Origin of the sequence: Desulfovibrio sp. ZJ369 (assembly GCF_011039085.1) — a bacterium.
Classification (GTDB): domain Bacteria; phylum Desulfobacterota; class Desulfovibrionia; order Desulfovibrionales; family Desulfovibrionaceae; genus Desulfovibrio.
On sequence record NZ_JAAKEI010000013.1, the window covers coordinates 26,783 to 41,802 of the forward strand.

General features: G+C 64.1%; 17 protein-coding genes. 9 read left to right on the forward strand and 8 right to left on the reverse strand.

Annotation, left to right across the window (positions count from 1 at the left end; translation table 11 throughout):
• Positions 1 to 160: 160 nt before the first annotated feature.
• From G7Y51_RS06270 to G7Y51_RS06280, 3 genes are read right to left on the reverse strand one after another with little or no spacing between them, the layout of a single operon-like run.
• Complete coding sequence (locus G7Y51_RS06270; protein WP_165066095.1) at positions 161 to 874, reverse strand: septal ring lytic transglycosylase RlpA family protein; 714 nt, start codon at positions 872 to 874, stop codon at positions 161 to 163.
• Complete coding sequence (locus tag G7Y51_RS06275) at positions 871 to 1,776, reverse strand: hypothetical protein (protein WP_241160155.1); 906 nt, start codon at positions 1,774 to 1,776, stop codon at positions 871 to 873. The genes G7Y51_RS06270 and G7Y51_RS06275 overlap by 4 nt, the downstream gene beginning before the upstream one ends.
• A complete protein-coding gene (locus tag G7Y51_RS06280; protein ID WP_165175651.1) occupies positions 1,773 to 2,042 on the reverse strand; it encodes a hypothetical protein in 270 nt (89 codons plus the stop codon). The genes G7Y51_RS06275 and G7Y51_RS06280 overlap by 4 nt, the downstream gene beginning before the upstream one ends.
• A gap of 788 nt (positions 2,043 to 2,830) precedes the next feature.
• Between G7Y51_RS06280 and dsrA the strand changes: the two genes are divergently transcribed.
• From dsrA to amrA, 4 genes are all read left to right on the forward strand, one after another.
• The gene (dsrA, locus tag G7Y51_RS06285) at positions 2,831 to 4,144 is read left to right on the forward strand and encodes a dissimilatory-type sulfite reductase subunit alpha (protein ID WP_165175653.1); all 1,314 of its coding nucleotides are present in this window, start codon (positions 2,831 to 2,833) and stop codon (positions 4,142 to 4,144) included.
• A 19-nt stretch (positions 4,145 to 4,163) separates the two neighbouring features.
• Positions 4,164 to 5,309 (forward strand): dissimilatory-type sulfite reductase subunit beta, encoded by a 1,146-nt coding sequence (dsrB, locus tag G7Y51_RS06290; protein ID WP_165066104.1) that lies wholly within the window; start codon positions 4,164 to 4,166, stop codon positions 5,307 to 5,309.
• 146 nt (positions 5,310 to 5,455) lie between these two features.
• Complete coding sequence (locus G7Y51_RS06295) at positions 5,456 to 5,692, forward strand: dissimilatory sulfite reductase D family protein (protein ID WP_165066107.1); 237 nt, start codon at positions 5,456 to 5,458, stop codon at positions 5,690 to 5,692.
• A 359-nt stretch (positions 5,693 to 6,051) separates the two neighbouring features.
• A complete protein-coding gene (gene amrA / locus G7Y51_RS06300; RefSeq protein WP_165175655.1) occupies positions 6,052 to 6,642 on the forward strand; it encodes an AmmeMemoRadiSam system protein A in 591 nt (196 codons plus the stop codon).
• 303 nt (positions 6,643 to 6,945) lie between these two features.
• Here amrA and G7Y51_RS06305 read toward each other — a convergent pair whose 3' ends face one another.
• The 5 genes from G7Y51_RS06305 to G7Y51_RS06325 form a co-directional block, all read right to left on the reverse strand.
• Entirely contained in the window at positions 6,946 to 7,659 is a 714-nt protein-coding gene (locus tag G7Y51_RS06305) for a lysine exporter LysO family protein (RefSeq protein ID WP_241160156.1), read from the reverse strand.
• A complete protein-coding gene (locus tag G7Y51_RS06310) occupies positions 7,656 to 7,991 on the reverse strand; it encodes a LysO family transporter (protein ID WP_165175657.1) in 336 nt (111 codons plus the stop codon). The genes G7Y51_RS06305 and G7Y51_RS06310 overlap by 4 nt, the downstream gene beginning before the upstream one ends.
• A gap of 175 nt (positions 7,992 to 8,166) precedes the next feature.
• Positions 8,167 to 9,123: a hypothetical protein gene (locus G7Y51_RS06315; protein ID WP_165175659.1), complete on the reverse strand. Its 957-nt coding sequence runs from the start codon at positions 9,121 to 9,123 to the stop codon at positions 8,167 to 8,169.
• Positions 9,105 to 10,343, reverse strand: coding sequence for a bifunctional phosphopantothenoylcysteine decarboxylase/phosphopantothenate--cysteine ligase CoaBC (gene coaBC / locus G7Y51_RS06320; protein WP_165175661.1), 1,239 nt, complete (start codon positions 10,341 to 10,343; stop codon positions 9,105 to 9,107). The genes G7Y51_RS06315 and coaBC overlap by 19 nt, the downstream gene beginning before the upstream one ends.
• Positions 10,340 to 10,960 carry a hypothetical protein gene (locus G7Y51_RS06325; protein WP_165175663.1) on the reverse strand — a complete coding sequence of 207 codons (621 nt, stop codon included), beginning with the start codon at positions 10,958 to 10,960 and terminating at the stop codon, positions 10,340 to 10,342. The genes coaBC and G7Y51_RS06325 overlap by 4 nt, the downstream gene beginning before the upstream one ends.
• 175 nt (positions 10,961 to 11,135) lie before the next feature.
• On the opposite strand from G7Y51_RS06325, the gene queA reads away from it, so the two are divergent.
• The 5 genes from queA to G7Y51_RS06350 are packed head-to-tail and all read left to right on the forward strand — an operon-like array spanning position 11,136 to position 14,961.
• Positions 11,136 to 12,245 (forward strand): tRNA preQ1(34) S-adenosylmethionine ribosyltransferase-isomerase QueA, encoded by a 1,110-nt coding sequence (gene queA, locus G7Y51_RS06330; protein WP_165175665.1) that lies wholly within the window; start codon positions 11,136 to 11,138, stop codon positions 12,243 to 12,245.
• Positions 12,246 to 12,277: 32 nt separating this feature from the next.
• Positions 12,278 to 12,502 (forward strand): ferredoxin family protein, encoded by a 225-nt coding sequence (locus G7Y51_RS06335; RefSeq protein WP_165066017.1) that lies wholly within the window; start codon positions 12,278 to 12,280, stop codon positions 12,500 to 12,502.
• Entirely contained in the window at positions 12,499 to 13,605 is a 1,107-nt protein-coding gene (vorB, locus tag G7Y51_RS06340; RefSeq protein WP_165175667.1) for a 3-methyl-2-oxobutanoate dehydrogenase subunit VorB, read from the forward strand. The genes G7Y51_RS06335 and vorB overlap by 4 nt, the downstream gene beginning before the upstream one ends.
• Before the next feature lie 2 nt (positions 13,606 to 13,607).
• Positions 13,608 to 14,429 (forward strand): thiamine pyrophosphate-dependent enzyme, encoded by an 822-nt coding sequence (locus tag G7Y51_RS06345; protein WP_165175669.1) that lies wholly within the window; start codon positions 13,608 to 13,610, stop codon positions 14,427 to 14,429.
• Positions 14,422 to 14,961 (forward strand): 2-oxoacid:acceptor oxidoreductase family protein, encoded by a 540-nt coding sequence (locus G7Y51_RS06350; RefSeq protein ID WP_165175671.1) that lies wholly within the window; start codon positions 14,422 to 14,424, stop codon positions 14,959 to 14,961. Before G7Y51_RS06345 ends, G7Y51_RS06350 begins: the two co-directional genes overlap by 8 nt.
• Positions 14,962 to 15,020: the final 59 nt, after the last annotated feature.

Sequence of the window (15,020 nt, forward strand, 5' to 3'; positions counted from 1 at the left end):
CCCGGATCATGACGCGGAGCCTGAAGTTGCTCTGGCAAACCGGCCTGCCGGCCGGATTCGCCGGGCGGCGGCTTCACGAGCCCTCCGGCCTCAGAGCATTTTTTGATTGAAAATGAATATGTTCAATCAAAAAATGCTCTACTTTCATGAGCAAAATGCTCTAGCTTCCCCCTACCACAAAGGCGCTGGGATAGAGGGCCTTGAACAGGCGCAGCATCTTTTGCGCGCCGAAAGAGTCGGTCCAGGGGCCGACCTGCACGTTCCACATGTTGTTGCTGCCGAACTGCAAGCGGCCCTTGTGCCCGGCCTGCGTCAGGATGCGGACCAGCCTGTGGGCGTTCTGCTTGTCGGCAAAGGCTCCCACCTGCACATAGAAAGGACCGCGCATGTCGCCGTCGGCGCGCAATTGCGGGATGCCGCCCAGGCTTTGCACGCGCACTCTGGCCGTGCCCGCGCCCATCATGTTCAGGCGCGTGGCCGCCCCGCGCGAGAGATCAATGACGCGATCCTCCACAAACGGGCCGCGATCATTGATCCGCACGATCACTGAGCGGCCGTTGCCCAAATGGGTGACGCGCACCTTGGTGCCCAGGGGCAAGAGCTTGTGCGCCGCGGTCATGGCATACTGATTGTAGCGCTCGCCGTTGGCGGTTTTTTTGCCGTGAAAGCCCGGCCCGTACCAGGAAGCCACGCCCACTTCCACAAAGCCGTGCGCGGATTTAAGCGGATAATAGGTTTTGCCGCGCACGGTATAGGGCTTGCTGCCCGGCACGCCGCCCTTGCGCCAGGAGCCGCGCGAGCCGCAGCCGCTCACAAGCGCCGCGCACAGCAGAAGCGACACACAGACCCAGAGCGCGCGGGCCGCTTTTTTCATGCCGCGGGTCCGGGTTTGCTGCGGGAAGCGTCAGCAGGCGCGACACAGGCCGCACAGGCCGCATCCGCCGCATCAGGCGCAAGGCTGAGGGCGTGAAGCTGAGCCAGGCCCTCGTGGTCCAGCCGCCCGAGCTTGCGCGCGCGGGAAAGCAAATCCAGCGCGGGCCGCCGCCGCCCGGCCTCCAGCAGATCCTCTGCAGCCAGCACATAGAGCCTGCCGGGCCGATCCCCGTACAGCGCATGCAGAAGGGCCGGATACTGCGCGCCGAAAACCTCGCGCGCCATATCCTCCTCGCTGGCCAGCCAGCGCGCCAGATGGCTGTTGTCTCCCTCATCGGCCAGATAGCGGGTCAGCAGAAAAAGCCCGTGCGAGAGCACATGCAGGATGCGTGAAAGCTCGCGCGCCGAGCTCTCCGCGGTTTGGGCCGCCAATTCGCGCAGGGGATCGTACAACTCGCCGCTCACTGCCGCATGACGCCCCAACTGGAGCAGGCGGCTGGCGTAATGCTGGCCCTGGAAAGCGTCTTCCTTGAGTTTGGCGCATTCGTGAAAAGCGTAACCGATGCACCAGTCGATCAGGGCTTCCACCGGTTTCTGCTCGACCATGCCGTCGGGGCAGGCGCTGCCCGCATACTGCCAAAGCCGGATGACCGGCTGCTCCCCGGCAGCCGGAGAGCCCAGGGAACTGTTGCGGAAGAGGTGGTGGGCAGTATCCTTGAGCCGCCAGAAGACGCCCTTGCGCATGGCCTCGCCCAACAGATCGCGCAGGGCCGAGTAAGAAACCGCGCCGTCCCGCTCAAAGCGGCGGCGCTGCGCCGCCAGCAACTGAAAGACCGTGCAGTAGTCGCGCACCAGATCGCGCACGAAAAAAGCCCTGTTGGCCAGCAACCAGCGGTCGCTCATGCCTCGTCCTCGGCAAGCAGGGCCCTGGCCACGGCCAGATCATAGAGCTTGAGCGGATCCGCATTGCGGTTGCGTTCCTCTTTATAGAAACGGGCCGCGTTCTGCACCACGCTCAGGTTGAGCCAGGGGTGGCGCTCCCAGACTTCAGGATGATCCGCGCGCCAGAGGCGGAATTCCACCTCGCCGTCCGGGCCGCGCCGCACATACACGCGGGAGAGGCTGTCGCCCGCATGGGGGTGGTAGTACAAGCCGCGTTCGTCTTTCATGGCATCCCTTTTTGCTGTTAGAGCATTTTGCTTTTGAAATTATTCAATTTCAAAAGCGGCGCTGCCATCATTTCCCCGCAAGCGGGACAAGCGCCTGAAAAGCGTGGTTTTCAGGCTCATTGCTTCAGCCGTTGCGACGAAGGAAGCTACGGATGAAGACAGCAACTGGTTACTGCGACAGCCAGCCAACGCAACCGCTGTCGCTATCCGTAAGCAAGCAAAGCTTGCTAACGGCTACCGCCGGCGCGGGCGTCCGCTCCCGCGGCCGCCAGAGCAATTTCAAAGTGAAATTGCTCTAAAATCGCTTGTCGGGCGAAAGCATTCTATGCGTAAAGCCGCCTCTTTGCCAAGACCGCGGGCCCGTGGAAGTATTCACATTTTCAATGAAAGCGATACACTAATAAGGCGAAATCACAGCAAAAAAGTTCAAAAATCATCAAAAAGGCGAATGTCTCGCCTCGTGTCCACAGCCCTGCCGTGTCCGGGGCGCTGTGAAAACGCGATCAATGTTCAGGCGCACCGGTTGTCATCAGCACGAAAATGAGATATGCAACTGAGAGACTGCGTTGCGGCCTGGGGGCGAGGCTTCGGCCCGTGCGCCCGTTCGCAATCCCTTGCGCGGGCCGCCTGCGGCAAGGCGGCCGTTGCGTTGGCGGGGCGCGTTCCGGATTCGGCAAATCCACGATCCTGGTTCGCGATATTCCGGGAACGGCGCGCTGGAACATGAAGCGCCGGAACGGCATGTCACGTTACTGCGTGATACAACCAAACCATGTGGAGGTATGGCAATGGCGAAATATGCAACCCCCAAGTTGGACGAGCTTGAAAGCGGCCCCTGGCCGAGCTTTGTGTCCGACATCAAACAGGAAGCGGCCGCGAGGGCCAAAAATCCCAAGGGCCTGGATTACCAGATCCCCGTGGACTGCCCCGAAGATTTGCTGGGCGTGCTGGAGCTTTCCTACAATGAGAAGGAAACCCACTGGAAGCACGGCGGCATTGTGGGCGTGTTCGGCTACGGCGGCGGCGTCATCGGCCGCTACTGCGACCAGCCCGAAATGTTCCCCGGCGTGGCGCACTTCCATACCATGCGCGTGGCCCAGCCTTCCGGCAAATACTACAGCAGCAAATTTTTGCGCGATTTGTGCGACATCTGGGATCTGCGCGGTTCCGGCCTGACCAATATGCACGGTTCCACCGGCGACATCGTGCTTTTGGGCACGCAGACCGTCCAGCTCGAAGAGGTCTTTCACGAGCTGACGCATAAGCTGAACGTGGACCTCGGCGGCTCCGGCTCCAACCTGCGCACGCCCGAAGCCTGCCTCGGCCAGTCCCGCTGCGAGTATGCATGCTACAACACGCAGGATATGTGCTATCAGTTGACCATGGACTATCAGGACGAGCTGCACCGCCCGGCCTTCCCCTACAAGTTCAAGTTCAAATTCGACGGCTGCCCCAACGGCTGCGTCTGCGCCATGGCCCGTTCCGACTTTGCCGTGGTGGGCACCTGGAAGGACGACATCAAGATCGACCAGGAAAAGGTCAAGGCCTATGTGGCCGGTGAAATCCAACCTAACGCGGGCGCGCACGCCGGACGCGACTGGGGCAAGTTCGACATCCAGAAAGAAGTCGTGGATCGCTGCCCCACGCACTGCATGAACTGGGACGGCGCCAGGCTCTCCGTGAAAACCGCGGACTGCGTGCGCTGCATGCACTGCATCAACACCATGCCCCAGGCCCTGCACATCGGCGACGAGCGGGGCGCGAGCATCCTGGTGGGCGCCAAGGCTCCGGTCGTGGACGGCGCGCAGATGGGTTCGCTGCTGATTCCCTTCATCTCCTGTGAATCCCCCTACGATGAAGTCAAGGAAGTCATCGAAAAAATCTGGGATTGGTGGATGGAAGAAGGCAAGAACCGCGAACGCGTGGGCGAGACCATGAAGCGTCTGTCCTTCCAGAAGCTCCTGGAAGTCACGGACACCCCGGCCGGCCCCTACCATGTGAAGGAACCGCGCTCCAACCCGTACATCTTCTTCAAGGAAGAAGAAGTGCCCGGCGGCTGGAACCGCGATCTCGCCGCTTACCGCAAACGCCATCAACGCTAGTCATAAGGGGGATACGAACATGGCTTTTATTTCTACCGGGTACAATCCCCAGAAACCGATGGAAAACCGGATTACCGACATCGGTCCTCACAAGTACGACGACTATTTCCCGCCGGTGATCAAAAAGAATTTCGGCAAGTGGCTGTATCATGAAATTCTGGAGCCCGGCGTGCTGCTGCATGTGGCCGAAAGCGGCGACAAAGTGTACACCGTGCGCGTGGGCGGGGCCCGCACCATGTCGATCACGCACATCCGCGAGGCCTGCGACATCGCCGATAAATACTGCGGCGGCTATCTGCGCTGGACCACCCGCAACAACATCGAATTCATGGTCACTGACGAAGAGACCATGAAGGCCCTGCGCGACGACCTGAATTCCCGCAAGTTCGATGGCGGCTCCCACAAGTTCCCCGTGGGCGGCACGGGCGCGAGCGTCAGCAACATGGTTCACACCCAGGGCTGGGTGCACTGCCATACGCCGGCCACCGACGCCTCCGGCCCGGTGAAATGCGTGATGGACACGCTCTTTGACGAATTCAGCCACATGAAAATGCCCGCGCCGGTGCGCATGGCCCTGGCCTGCTGCATCAACATGTGCGGCGCCGTGCACTGCTCGGACATCGGCCTGGTGGGCATCCACCGCAAACCGCCGATGATCGACCACCAGTGGGCCGACCAGCTCTGCGAAATCCCCCTTGCCGTTGCGGCCTGCCCCACGGCCGCCGTGCGCCCCACCAAGGTGGAGTACAACGGCGAGAAGGTGAATTCCATCGCCATCAAGGAAGATCGCTGCATGTACTGCGGCAACTGCTACACCATGTGCCCGGCCCTGCCCATTGCCGACGGCGAGGGCGACGGCATTGCGATCATGGTGGGCGGCAAGGTTTCCAACCGCCTCTCCGTGCCCAAGTTCTCCAAGGTGGTTGTGGCCTACATTCCCAATGAGCCGCCGCGCTGGCCCACCCTGACCAAGACCGTGAAGCACATTGTGGAAGTGTACGCGGCCAATGCCCAGAAATACGAGCGCCTGGGCGACTGGGCCGAACGCATCGGCTGGGAGAGCTTCTTCAAGCTTACGGGCCTGAAGTTCACCCAGCATCTGATTGACGACTTCCGTGATCACGCCTACTACACATGGCGGCAGAGCACGCAGTTCAAGTTCTAGGCCAGATATGCGCCGCGTCCGGAAAGCGGGCGCGGCGCATTACCGCCGGAGAGCATCCGGCGCGCAGAACCAGGGGACGCCTGTTTTCTCCTGGAGGCGTTTAAACCCGGCAACGCGACATGCGCCGCCGCAAGAGGAGACAGCTCATGGCAGACGATAAAGACGTTGTTGTTGATTTTCTGAAAAGCAAATCCGCGGCCAAGTCGAAATTTTATTTCAAGGATTTTGTGGATCTTTTTCCGGACAAGGGGCCCCGCGAGGTGAAGAAAATCCTCACCAAACTGGTCAATGAGGAAGTGCTGGAATTCTGGTCTTCCGGCTCCACCACCATGTACGGCCTCAAGGGCGCCGGCAAGCAGTCGCACGCCGAAGGCGAAGACTAGAGCCGTGAACCTTTAACATTGCACGGTACTCGCCGCCGGAGCAAAGGCCGGTGCGCCTGCTTTTGCAGGAGAGTTTTTACAAGTCATGCCGCAACTGTGTTGTGGCATTTCTTGTTCCGAGTCTTTCTCTTTGCGTGTACCTTCATTGTGAAATGCTCCGGCGGCTGCGGGAGCATTTCTTTCCTGAGCGCCGGGCGGCGTCGGGCTGCGACTTCCGGAATGCTCGCCGGCCACGGCAGGGGACAAAGATATCTCTTGTGCTGTCGGTTGCGTCACTGCTGCCTGGAGCCTGTTGCGAATGGATTTCCCGATATCGGCAGAACCCGCAAGGAGGCCGTTGAGCCCGACAAGGAGGGGAGATGGCGCTTTCCTTTCGCTTGAGCGATGCTGAGCAGGCATATCTGGCCCGGCTGGCCCGCCTCTCCATTGAAAGCGGGTTGGCGGGCCGGTGGGCAACGCTGCCGCCGGAGCCGGAATGCCAAGAAGCCACAGCCGGAAGCGAAGCAACGCCCGGCACGTTGCGGCGCACGCTGGGTTCTTTTGTAACGCTTGCCTTGCAGGGGCAGTTGCGCGGCTGCATCGGTACCGTTCAAGGCCGGGAGCCCCTGTATCAGAATGTGTGGCGCATGGCGCGGGCCGCCGCTTTTGAGGACCCGCGCTTTCCCCCGCTCACGCTGCATGAATGGGGCCGCGCGGCTCTGCAAATCTCCGTGCTGGATGAGCTCGCGCCCTGCCCTGATCCAACAGCGATTGAAGTAGGGAGGCACGGCCTGGCGTTGCAGTATAGGGGGCGCGGCGGCGTCTTCCTGCCCCAGGTTCCGGTGGAGCAGGGCTGGGATCAAAGCGCGTATCTGGACAATCTCTGCCGTAAGGCGGGCGTGCCGCGCGGGAGCTGGAGCGCGCCGGACGCGCGGCTTTTCTGGTTTGAGGCCCTGGTTCTTCCGACATAGCGGGCCGCCGCCCGCGTATTCTTCGGCGAAGCCCGCATCTTTAGAGCAGATTACCTTTGACTTTTTATGAAAGTCAAAGGTGGCATTCAGGCGAAAAACGCGGTTTTCGCCTGAATGTACGCCGCGTTGCGGCGGCTGCCGCTTTCGCGTCAGCAGAGCATTTTCAAAGTGAAAATGCTCTAAATAAAATAAAAGTGAAAATGCTCTAATGCTGGCCGCGAAAAACCCGCGTCCGGGCAGTGGCTGCGCAGGCAATCCGCGCCCTGCAGAAAAGGCGGGAAGATGAACGCCGGCGTCACAGGATCAGAGAGTGCAGAAAAAAACCACCCAGAAGGGCACGCTGAAATCCAGAATCAGGGCGTGCACAATGGAGACGAAAATCCATTGCCGACCCGCGTAGCGGGTGATGATCGGCAAGGTTGTATCCATGGTCGAGGCGCCGCCGCAGGAGATGGCGGCCAGCGGCCCAAGAAAGCGGACCAGCAACGGCGTGAGCAAAAGGGTCAGAATTTCGCGCATGATGTTGCTGATCAGCGCCACGGTGCCCAGTTCCGCGCCCTTGTACTGGGTGATGACGATGGACGAGAGCGAATAATAGGCGAAACCCGCGCCCACGGCCAGACAGTCCGCAAGACTGTATGCCAGAAAAATGCCGGCCAGGGTCACGCCCGCAAACGTGCCCACAGTGGTGGCAAGCGGGGCAAGCAGCACGCGCGGGCGCAAGGTGCGCAGGATTTCGCCCAGCCGCCGATCCGAGCCGATGGACAGACCTACCAGAAACATCAGCAGCCAGAGTACATACAGCGTGGCGTCATGCTCCACAAAATACCGTGGAATCAGGCCCAGCCAGGCCAGGGCCATGCCCGCCCCGAAAAAAGCCAGAATCAGCAGGCTGCCGGACATACGGAACTTCGCCCCCAATACGGTAGTGCGCCCCAGGGGCGCGGTTGCCCTGCCCTGGCTGCAGGCCGCGCGCACGCGGCAAAGTTGTTGCGGCAGACGCGGGCGGCGCGTCATTGGCCGCGCTGCGGCCGGGGTTTTTTGCCGTCGCTTTTCCGCCCTGCCCGCGGGCAGGGCGTTGCCGGCAAATCGCAGAACCAGCGGCGGATCACGGCCACGCAGACCAGAGATCCGGCAACGCCCGCCAAGGTCAGAAGCAGAGCCTTGCCGCCCAGCAGAGGCAGATTGCGCATCAGGGTCTCATTGCCGCCCACGGCCACGCCCAGGGAAAAAAGCAAAAGCATGATCGCGGGCGTGACGCAGCGCGTGAGCGCGGTGAGAAGGCGTTGGCCGCGCAACAGAAAACCGAGCAAAAGGCCCAGGAACATGATGCCGATGGCGATGAACACGTTTTGTCCACTCCCCCGCGTCGGCGTTTAGAGCGTTTTGCTAATGAAATTAGCTAAACGCTCTGGCGACAGCATTAGCTGGCGCCCGCGCCGAATGAGCGTCCAGACCGCGTTCTGGACGCGAAATGATGGCAGCGAAGTGATTGAAAATGGATATTTTCAATCAAAAAATGTTCTAGCCGCGCGTCACCTGCCGCAAGGCCCGGCGCAAAAAGGCCAGCATGGCCGCATAACGCTGCTCCTCATGCAGAAGATAATCCACGTCCCAGAGCACCCAGACCAGATGCCCGCGGTGGCGGGTCTGCTGCAAGGGGCGCAGCGTGCCGGGCAAGGCCAGGGCCTTGACCGCCGCCGAACCCATGACCACCACGCCGCGCGCGCCGAGCCTGCTCACGCCGGACCAGAAGACGTCGGGGTTGGCCGCGGCGTCGTCGCAGGGGGCCGAACCTTCCATGTCGTGAGGGGCCGCCGCCCCACTGCTTGCGGGGGATGCCGCAAGCGCATCCCGCGCGGCTGTGGGAGGCCCTGGGCGCAATGCGGATGCCGTGGGCAGGCAGGCGGGCCAGAATGTGTGCGTGCCGCCGGGATGGCCCAGGTCGGCCAGCAAACGCTGCAAAAAAGCGCGCCGCGCGGCCTGGCCTTCGTCCCGCAGGCCTTCAAGATCCTGGCCCAGCTTCCAATAGGTCCAGAGCACCAGACCCGGCCGCGTGGCCGCCAGGCGCTGCTGCCAGGGCGCGGGCCAGGCATGAGGCGGCAAAGGCCGCCAGGCGTCTTCGTTTCGGGCAGGGGCAGATCTGTCCAACGCAGGCTGAACAGCGCCGGTGATCCGCTCCGCGCGTTCTTTCTGTTCGCTCCGTTCCCCGCGCGCCCGCTGGCGCGCCTCATTTTCTGCCGCCCGGGCGGCGTAGCTCTGGGCTGTCCGCATGCCGCGCGGCGGCGCGGCGCCGGCAGGGGGCAGACGGACATGGGGCGCAGCCGCCGGGGCCGGTTTTTTTTTCGGCGCAGGCGGCGCGCCCGGCGTGGGCTCCCGGCAAAGGGAGCAGGACGCGGGCGCGTCCTGGGGCAGCAACAGACAGTGCAGGCCGCGGCCTTGCCAGAGTGCGCCCAGCGGGTTCAGATCCGCAAAAGCCATGAGCACAACTCCCAGGCCACGTCAGCCTTGCTTTGCGAGGGCCAGATTTCCTCGCGGCCGTGAGCGTCCACCACCGCCATGCTGTTGGTAGGGGAACAAAAACCGCAGGCGGGCGCGTTGATTTGATTGGCGGCCAGCAGATCCGCCTTTTTGCGGGCCAGTTTGGCGCGTGCCAAAGGCAGGAGCGCCTCTGTGCTGGGCGCGCATTCCGCGGCGAAGCCGAGAATTTTTTGCGCGTCCGGGCCGTTGCGGCGCGCGGCGGCCAGGGTCTGCAAAATATCGGGGTTGGGCGTAAACGCTATGCTGAAGCCCTCCGGCGCCTCGGATTTTTTGAATTTGCGCGCGCCCAGCGGGATGGGTGAAAAATCCGCCACAGCCGCGGCGAACATGCCCATGTTCATGCCCGGCCAGAGGTCGCGCGCGGCCTCGAACATGTCCCGCGCGCCGCAAACCTCGCAGCGATGCACGCCTTGCGGCAAAAGCGCCGCGCCGCCAGGGCCGCAGACGGCCGTCACCTCGGCCCCGCGCAGCCAGGCGCAGATCGCCAGCGCCGCGCCCATCAGGCCGCTGGAGGGATTGGACCAGAAACGCACGCCGTCCCAGGCTTCACGGGTTGGCCCCAAGGTGACCAGCACCTTTTTTCCGGCCATATCCTGCGGGGCCAGGGCCTGCAAGACCGCGAGAAAAATTTCCGGCAGCTCGGCCAGCCTGCCCTCGCCCTGGTCGCCGCAGGCCGTGCCGCCGCAAGCGGGCGCCACCAGCCGCGCGCCGCGCTCCCGCAGCAAGGCCGTATTGGCCCGTGTGGCCGGGTGGGCCCACATGCGCGGATTCATGGCCGGAGCCAGGATCAGGGGGCCGTCAAAAGCCAGGGCCTGCGCCGAGAGCAGATCCGAAGCCGCGCCGGCCGCCAGACGCGAGAGCGCGTCGGCCGAGGCCGGAGCCAGCACCAGAGCCTGGGCGTGCTGACCCGGCTCCAGATGCGCGAATACTTCCTGGCCGGGCGCGAACATGTCCGTGTAGACCGGGGCCGCGCCCAGGGATTCAAAGAGCAGCGGCGTCACAAAACGCCGCGCCCCGGCGGTGAGCGTCACCGAAACATGGATGCCGAGCGCGCGCCAGGCCCGCAACAGTTCCGGGGCCTTGCAGCAGGCCACGGAGCCGCAGACGCCCAAATGCAGGCGGCTGTTGGCAAAATGCGTGCTTTGCCCGAAAGGGGTCACAGGTTGCGCTCCTGCAGGCCGCCGGAACCCGTGGCGCCGTCGCCCCAATGCTCGGTGGCGCCGGGCGCGGGCTGCGGGCTTGCGGCAGGCTCTGCCGCGCCGGCAGTGTCCAGCGGGGGATACGCCTCGCCGGGCAGTTCCGCCGTGGGGCTTTCCGAACCGGGCAGGCTCAGGCTCGCGCCGTCGGGCAGGCGGCTGCCGGACCAGATTTCCAGGATGGTCAGGACCGTCTGGCGGCGAAAGGCCAGGACTGCCAGCGTCGTGCCTTTTTCATAGACGTACACGGCGCGATCCCCTTTGCGCAGGGAAAGACGCAACTGCCAGCCCTGGCTCTGCAAGGTTGTGAACAGGCTTTGCGCCGCCCGTGAGGCGTCCACATTGCCGCGCAGGGTTTCCAGGCCTTCGCGGCCGCCGTCCACGCCGTGGGTCAGATAGCCGTGCGAGGCATAGCGTTCCATGCCCATGGGCAGGGGCACGTCCAGCAATTGACTGACCCCGGCCGCCGTGCCGCCGGTCAGCGGGTCATTGCTGAAGGGGTTGCCGACCCCAAGGGAGGCGCAGCCCGTGGCCGCGGCAAAAAGCAGCCCCAGAGCGAGGGTGACAAGCGTGCGTCGCATGGCTATACTCCTTCCTCCCCGGACAGCGCGGATCGTTCAGGCCGGGGGGCCGGGGGCCGGGGGTTATGGCCGCCGGGTTTGGGCCGCCCGGATTATCGAACCCATCCTAGCCGCTCCGCGGCGTGCTGACAAGCCCGGTCGCGCGCCGGACATATTGATGGGGCTTAGGACTGTCATGATCACCGAAGAAGCGGATTTTTTTCTGAGCAGCTATGATTTCGAGCTGCCGCCGGAGCAGATTGCCCAGTTCCCGCCGGAAGAGCGGGGAGCGTCCCGGCTGCTGGTCATGCCCCGGACGGGCGATCTCGATCTGCGCCATGCGCGCTTTAGCGATCTGCCCGGCCTGTTGCCGGAAAAGGCGCTGATCGTGGTCAACAATTCGCGCGTGCTTCAGGCCCGCCTGTTGGGCTCGCGGGCCACGGGCGGCAAGGTGGAATTTCTGCTGCTCACGCCCCTGCCGCTGGTGCTGGCGCAGGCCGGGCCTGATGCGCCGGCCGGAGCGGAGGGCGCTTTCAGCGCCGAGGCTGAAGGCCTGGTGCGCGCGGGCGGCCGCGTGCGCGAAGGCGAAACCTTTGACTTTGGCGCGGGCATCAGGGTGACCGTATTGCAGTCCGGCCCCTTTGGCCGTCGCCGGGTGCGCCTGCGCTGGCAGGGAGATCTGGCCAAAGCCTTTGCCGCCACCGGGCACATTCCCCTGCCGCCCTATATCAAACGGGCCGACGGCGAGGAGGATCTCAACCGCTATCAGACAGTCTACGCCAGGGACGACAAGACCGGCTCCGTGGCCGCGCCCACGGCCGGGCTGCATTTCACGCCTGAGCTGCGCCGGGAGCTGAGGCAGGCGGGCTTTCAGTGGGCCGAAGTAACGCTGTATGTGGGGTACGGCACGTTCAGCCCGGTGCGCAGCGAGGATATCCGCGGCCACCGTATGCACCGGGAATATGTGGAAATTCCCGAGGCAACCGCCGAGGCTGTGGCCAGAGCCAGGGCCGAGAAGCGCCCGGTGGTCGCGGTGGGCACCACCAGCGTGCGCGCCCTGGAAGGCGTGGCCGAGTTGTGCGGCCGGGTGCAGCCCTATACGGGCTGGACCGACATCTTCCTGTATCCCGGCCGGGGCTTCCGCGTGGTGGATGCCGTGCTGACCAACTTCCATCTGCCCGAATCATCCCTGCTCATGCTGATCTCGGCCTTTGCCGGGCGCAAGCGCGTGCTGGCCGCCTATGCCGAGGCCGTGGCGCGGGGCTACAGATTTTTTTCTTATGGGGACGCCATGTTGATCCGCTGATGCGGACGGCTGGCGCTTCCCAGGGAGCGCACATGTCACGAGTCGTTTTTCTGGAGGAGCGCTGCAAAGGCTGCAAGCTCTGCGTGGAGGTCTGCCCTGTGGGCATCCTGCGCCCGTCGGGCCGCTACAACCGGCAGGGGTACGAAGTCATGGAGATGGCCGGCGTATGCACCGGCTGCGCTTCCTGCGCGATTATCTGTCCGGACGTGGCCATCCGCGTGTTTAAAAGCGGCAAACACAAGGGAGGCGCGGCATGAGCGCGGCGCACGCCGAAAACGCGCCCGGGCGCGTGCTGATCAAGGGCAATGAGGCTGTGGCCTTCGGCGCGGTGGATGCGGGTTGCCGCTGCTATTTCGGCTATCCGATCACGCCGCAGAACGAAATCCCCGAGACGCTTTCCTGGTTGCTGCCGGAAAACGGGGGGCAGTTCGTGCAGGCCGAAAGTGAGGTGGCCGCCTCCAACATGCTTCTGGGCGCGGCGGCCTGCGGCATCCCGGCCATGACCTCCTCATCGGGCTGCGGCATCTCACTGATGCAGGAAGCCATTTCCTATATGGCGGGCAGCCGGATCCCCGGCGTGATCGTCAATATGCAGCGCGGCGGCCCGGGTCTCGGAGATATCGGCCCTTCCCAGGGGGATTATTTCCAGGCGGTCAAGGGCGGCGGCCACGGCGATCACCGCAACCTGGCGCTGGCTCCGGCCACGGCGCAGGAGTGCTATGACTTCATGTTCCGGGCCTTTGCCCTGGCCTTCAGGTACGCCAATCCGGTCATGGTGCTGGGCGACGCCATGGTTGGCCAGATCAAGGAGCCGGTGCGCCGCGTGCCACCCGCGGGCGCGCTGCGCCCCGATCAGATCCGGGCCCTGGCCGCTGACTGGCGGCTGGAGGGCTATGGCGCGCGCGGCAGGGACGCGGCGCCGCGTCTGCTCAAATCCGTGTATCTGGCCGAAGGCGCGCTGGCCGAGCGCAATCGTATGCTGATGCGCTCCTATGAGGCCATGCGCGCGGAAACCGTCTGGGAGCAATCGGACGTGGACGACGCGCAACTGGTTGTGGTGGCATTCGGCTCCATGGCCCGCATCGCGCGCAGCGCCATCCGGCATTTGCGCGGCCAGGGGCACAAGCTGGGGCTGTTCAGACCCGTGACGCTCTACCCCTTCCCGGATGAGGCGCTGCGCGCCCTGGCGCCGGGGCGGCGTTTTCTGGTCATTGAGCAGAACATTGGCCAGATGGTCGAGGATGTGCGCCTGGCCCTGAACGGCACGGCCGAAACGCGCTGGCACGGGGTGATGCCCGGCCTGTTTATCGGCGCGGAAGAGCTTGTGGACCCCATGCTCCAGGCCCTCAAGGAGAAGTGATCATGCAAGACCCGCAAACGGCAGCGCTCCTGCGCCCGCGCGAGGGCGAACGCCTTGTTTTCGACGGCAATCCCGTGCTCAACGAGCGCGTCACGCATTACTGCCCCGGCTGCCATCACGGCATTGCGCACCGTCTGGTCAGCGAGGCGCTGCACGAGCTGGGTGTGGCCGGGAGGACCATCCTGGTGGCCTCGGTGGGCTGCGCCACCTTCACCTATGATTATTTCAACGTGGACGGTCTGGAAGCCCCGCACGGCCGGGCCTGCGCCGTGGCCACGGGCGTGCGTCGCGCGCGGCCCGATGCCGTGGTCTTCACCTATCAGGGCGACGGCGACATGGCGGCCATCGGTCTGGCCGAATCCCTGCACGCGGCCAACCGGGGCGAAAAGATCACCACGATCTTCATCAACAATACGGTGTACGGCATGACCGGCGGCCAGATGGCCCCCACCACCCTGGTGGGGCAGAAAACCACCACCACCCGCCAGGGCCGCTCCCTGAGCAACGAGGGCGGGCCGGTGCGCCTCACGGAAATCATGGCCCAGTTGCAGGGCGTGGCCTATGCCGAGCGCTGCGCTCTGGATTCGGTCAAACATGTGCTGGCGGCCAAAAGGGCGGTGCGCAAAGCCTTTGAGGTACAGATCGCGGGCCTGGGCTTCGGCTTTGTGGAACTGCTCGCCGGCTGCCCGACCAACTGGCATCTGGACCCGGTGGCGGCCAACAGGCGCATTGCCGAAGTCATGATCCCGGTCTTTCCCCTGGGCGTGTTCAAGGATGCGAGCGGCACGGACGGCGCAAAAGCCAGGGAGGTTCCCCGTGACTGAGTACCGGGACGTGATTATTGCCGGTTTCGGCGGCCAGGGCGTGATGCTGATCGGCAATCTGCTGGCGCAGGCGGGCATGGAGCAGGGCCTGGAAGTGAGCTTCATTCCGGTCTACGGCGCGGAAATGCGCGGGGGCACGGCCAACTGCACTGTTGTGCTGGATACGCATCCCATCGGCTCCCCTCTGGTGCGGGAGCCGCTTTCCACCATTATGCTCAACGAGCCCTCGCTGCGCAAATTCCAGGCGCGCCTTCGCCCCGAAGGCGTGCAGATCGTCAATGCCTCGCTGATCGACAAAACCCTGCTGGACGCCGGGCTGCGCAGCGTTTACATTCCGCTCAACGACATGGCGCACGCGCTGGGCAATGTGAAGCTGGCCAATATGGTGGCCCTGGGAGCCTGGCTCAAGGCCACGGGCGCGTTGCCGCTCGCGGCCGTGCAGGACGCGCTCAGGCGCGTGATCAGCGCGCATTACGCCGCGTTGCTCCCGATCAATGCCAGGGCTCTGGAAGAAGGCTATCATTTCGTGTGACTGGAAAGCGCAGTGTGCGGACATTCCAGAGCAGATCGGCTTTGAAAAGCCGTATGTGC

What these genes read in the sequence shown, in the direction of transcription:
- G7Y51_RS06270 (WP_165066095.1), bottom strand. Translation starts at nt 874, where the DNA reads ATGAAAAAAGCGGCCCGCGCGCTCTGGGTCTGTGTGTCGCTTCTGCTG.
- G7Y51_RS06275 (WP_241160155.1), bottom strand. Translation starts at nt 1,776, where the DNA reads ATGAGCGACCGCTGGTTGCTGGCCAACAGGGCTTTTTTCGTGCGCGAT.
- G7Y51_RS06280 (WP_165175651.1), bottom strand. Translation starts at nt 2,042, where the DNA reads ATGAAAGACGAACGCGGCTTGTACTACCACCCCCATGCGGGCGACAGC.
- dsrA (WP_165175653.1), top strand. Translation starts at nt 2,831, where the DNA reads ATGGCGAAATATGCAACCCCCAAGTTGGACGAGCTTGAAAGCGGCCCC.
- dsrB (WP_165066104.1), top strand. Translation starts at nt 4,164, where the DNA reads ATGGCTTTTATTTCTACCGGGTACAATCCCCAGAAACCGATGGAAAAC.
- G7Y51_RS06295 (WP_165066107.1), top strand. Translation starts at nt 5,456, where the DNA reads ATGGCAGACGATAAAGACGTTGTTGTTGATTTTCTGAAAAGCAAATCC.
- amrA (WP_165175655.1), top strand. Translation starts at nt 6,052, where the DNA reads ATGGCGCTTTCCTTTCGCTTGAGCGATGCTGAGCAGGCATATCTGGCC.
- G7Y51_RS06305 (WP_241160156.1), bottom strand. Translation starts at nt 7,659, where the DNA reads ATGACGCGCCGCCCGCGTCTGCCGCAACAACTTTGCCGCGTGCGCGCG.
- G7Y51_RS06315 (WP_165175659.1), bottom strand. Translation starts at nt 9,123, where the DNA reads ATGGCTTTTGCGGATCTGAACCCGCTGGGCGCACTCTGGCAAGGCCGC.
- G7Y51_RS06325 (WP_165175663.1), bottom strand. Translation starts at nt 10,960, where the DNA reads ATGCGACGCACGCTTGTCACCCTCGCTCTGGGGCTGCTTTTTGCCGCG.
- queA (WP_165175665.1), top strand. Translation starts at nt 11,136, where the DNA reads ATGATCACCGAAGAAGCGGATTTTTTTCTGAGCAGCTATGATTTCGAG.
- G7Y51_RS06335 (WP_165066017.1), top strand. Translation starts at nt 12,278, where the DNA reads ATGTCACGAGTCGTTTTTCTGGAGGAGCGCTGCAAAGGCTGCAAGCTC.
- vorB (WP_165175667.1), top strand. Translation starts at nt 12,499, where the DNA reads ATGAGCGCGGCGCACGCCGAAAACGCGCCCGGGCGCGTGCTGATCAAG.
- G7Y51_RS06345 (WP_165175669.1), top strand. Translation starts at nt 13,608, where the DNA reads ATGCAAGACCCGCAAACGGCAGCGCTCCTGCGCCCGCGCGAGGGCGAA.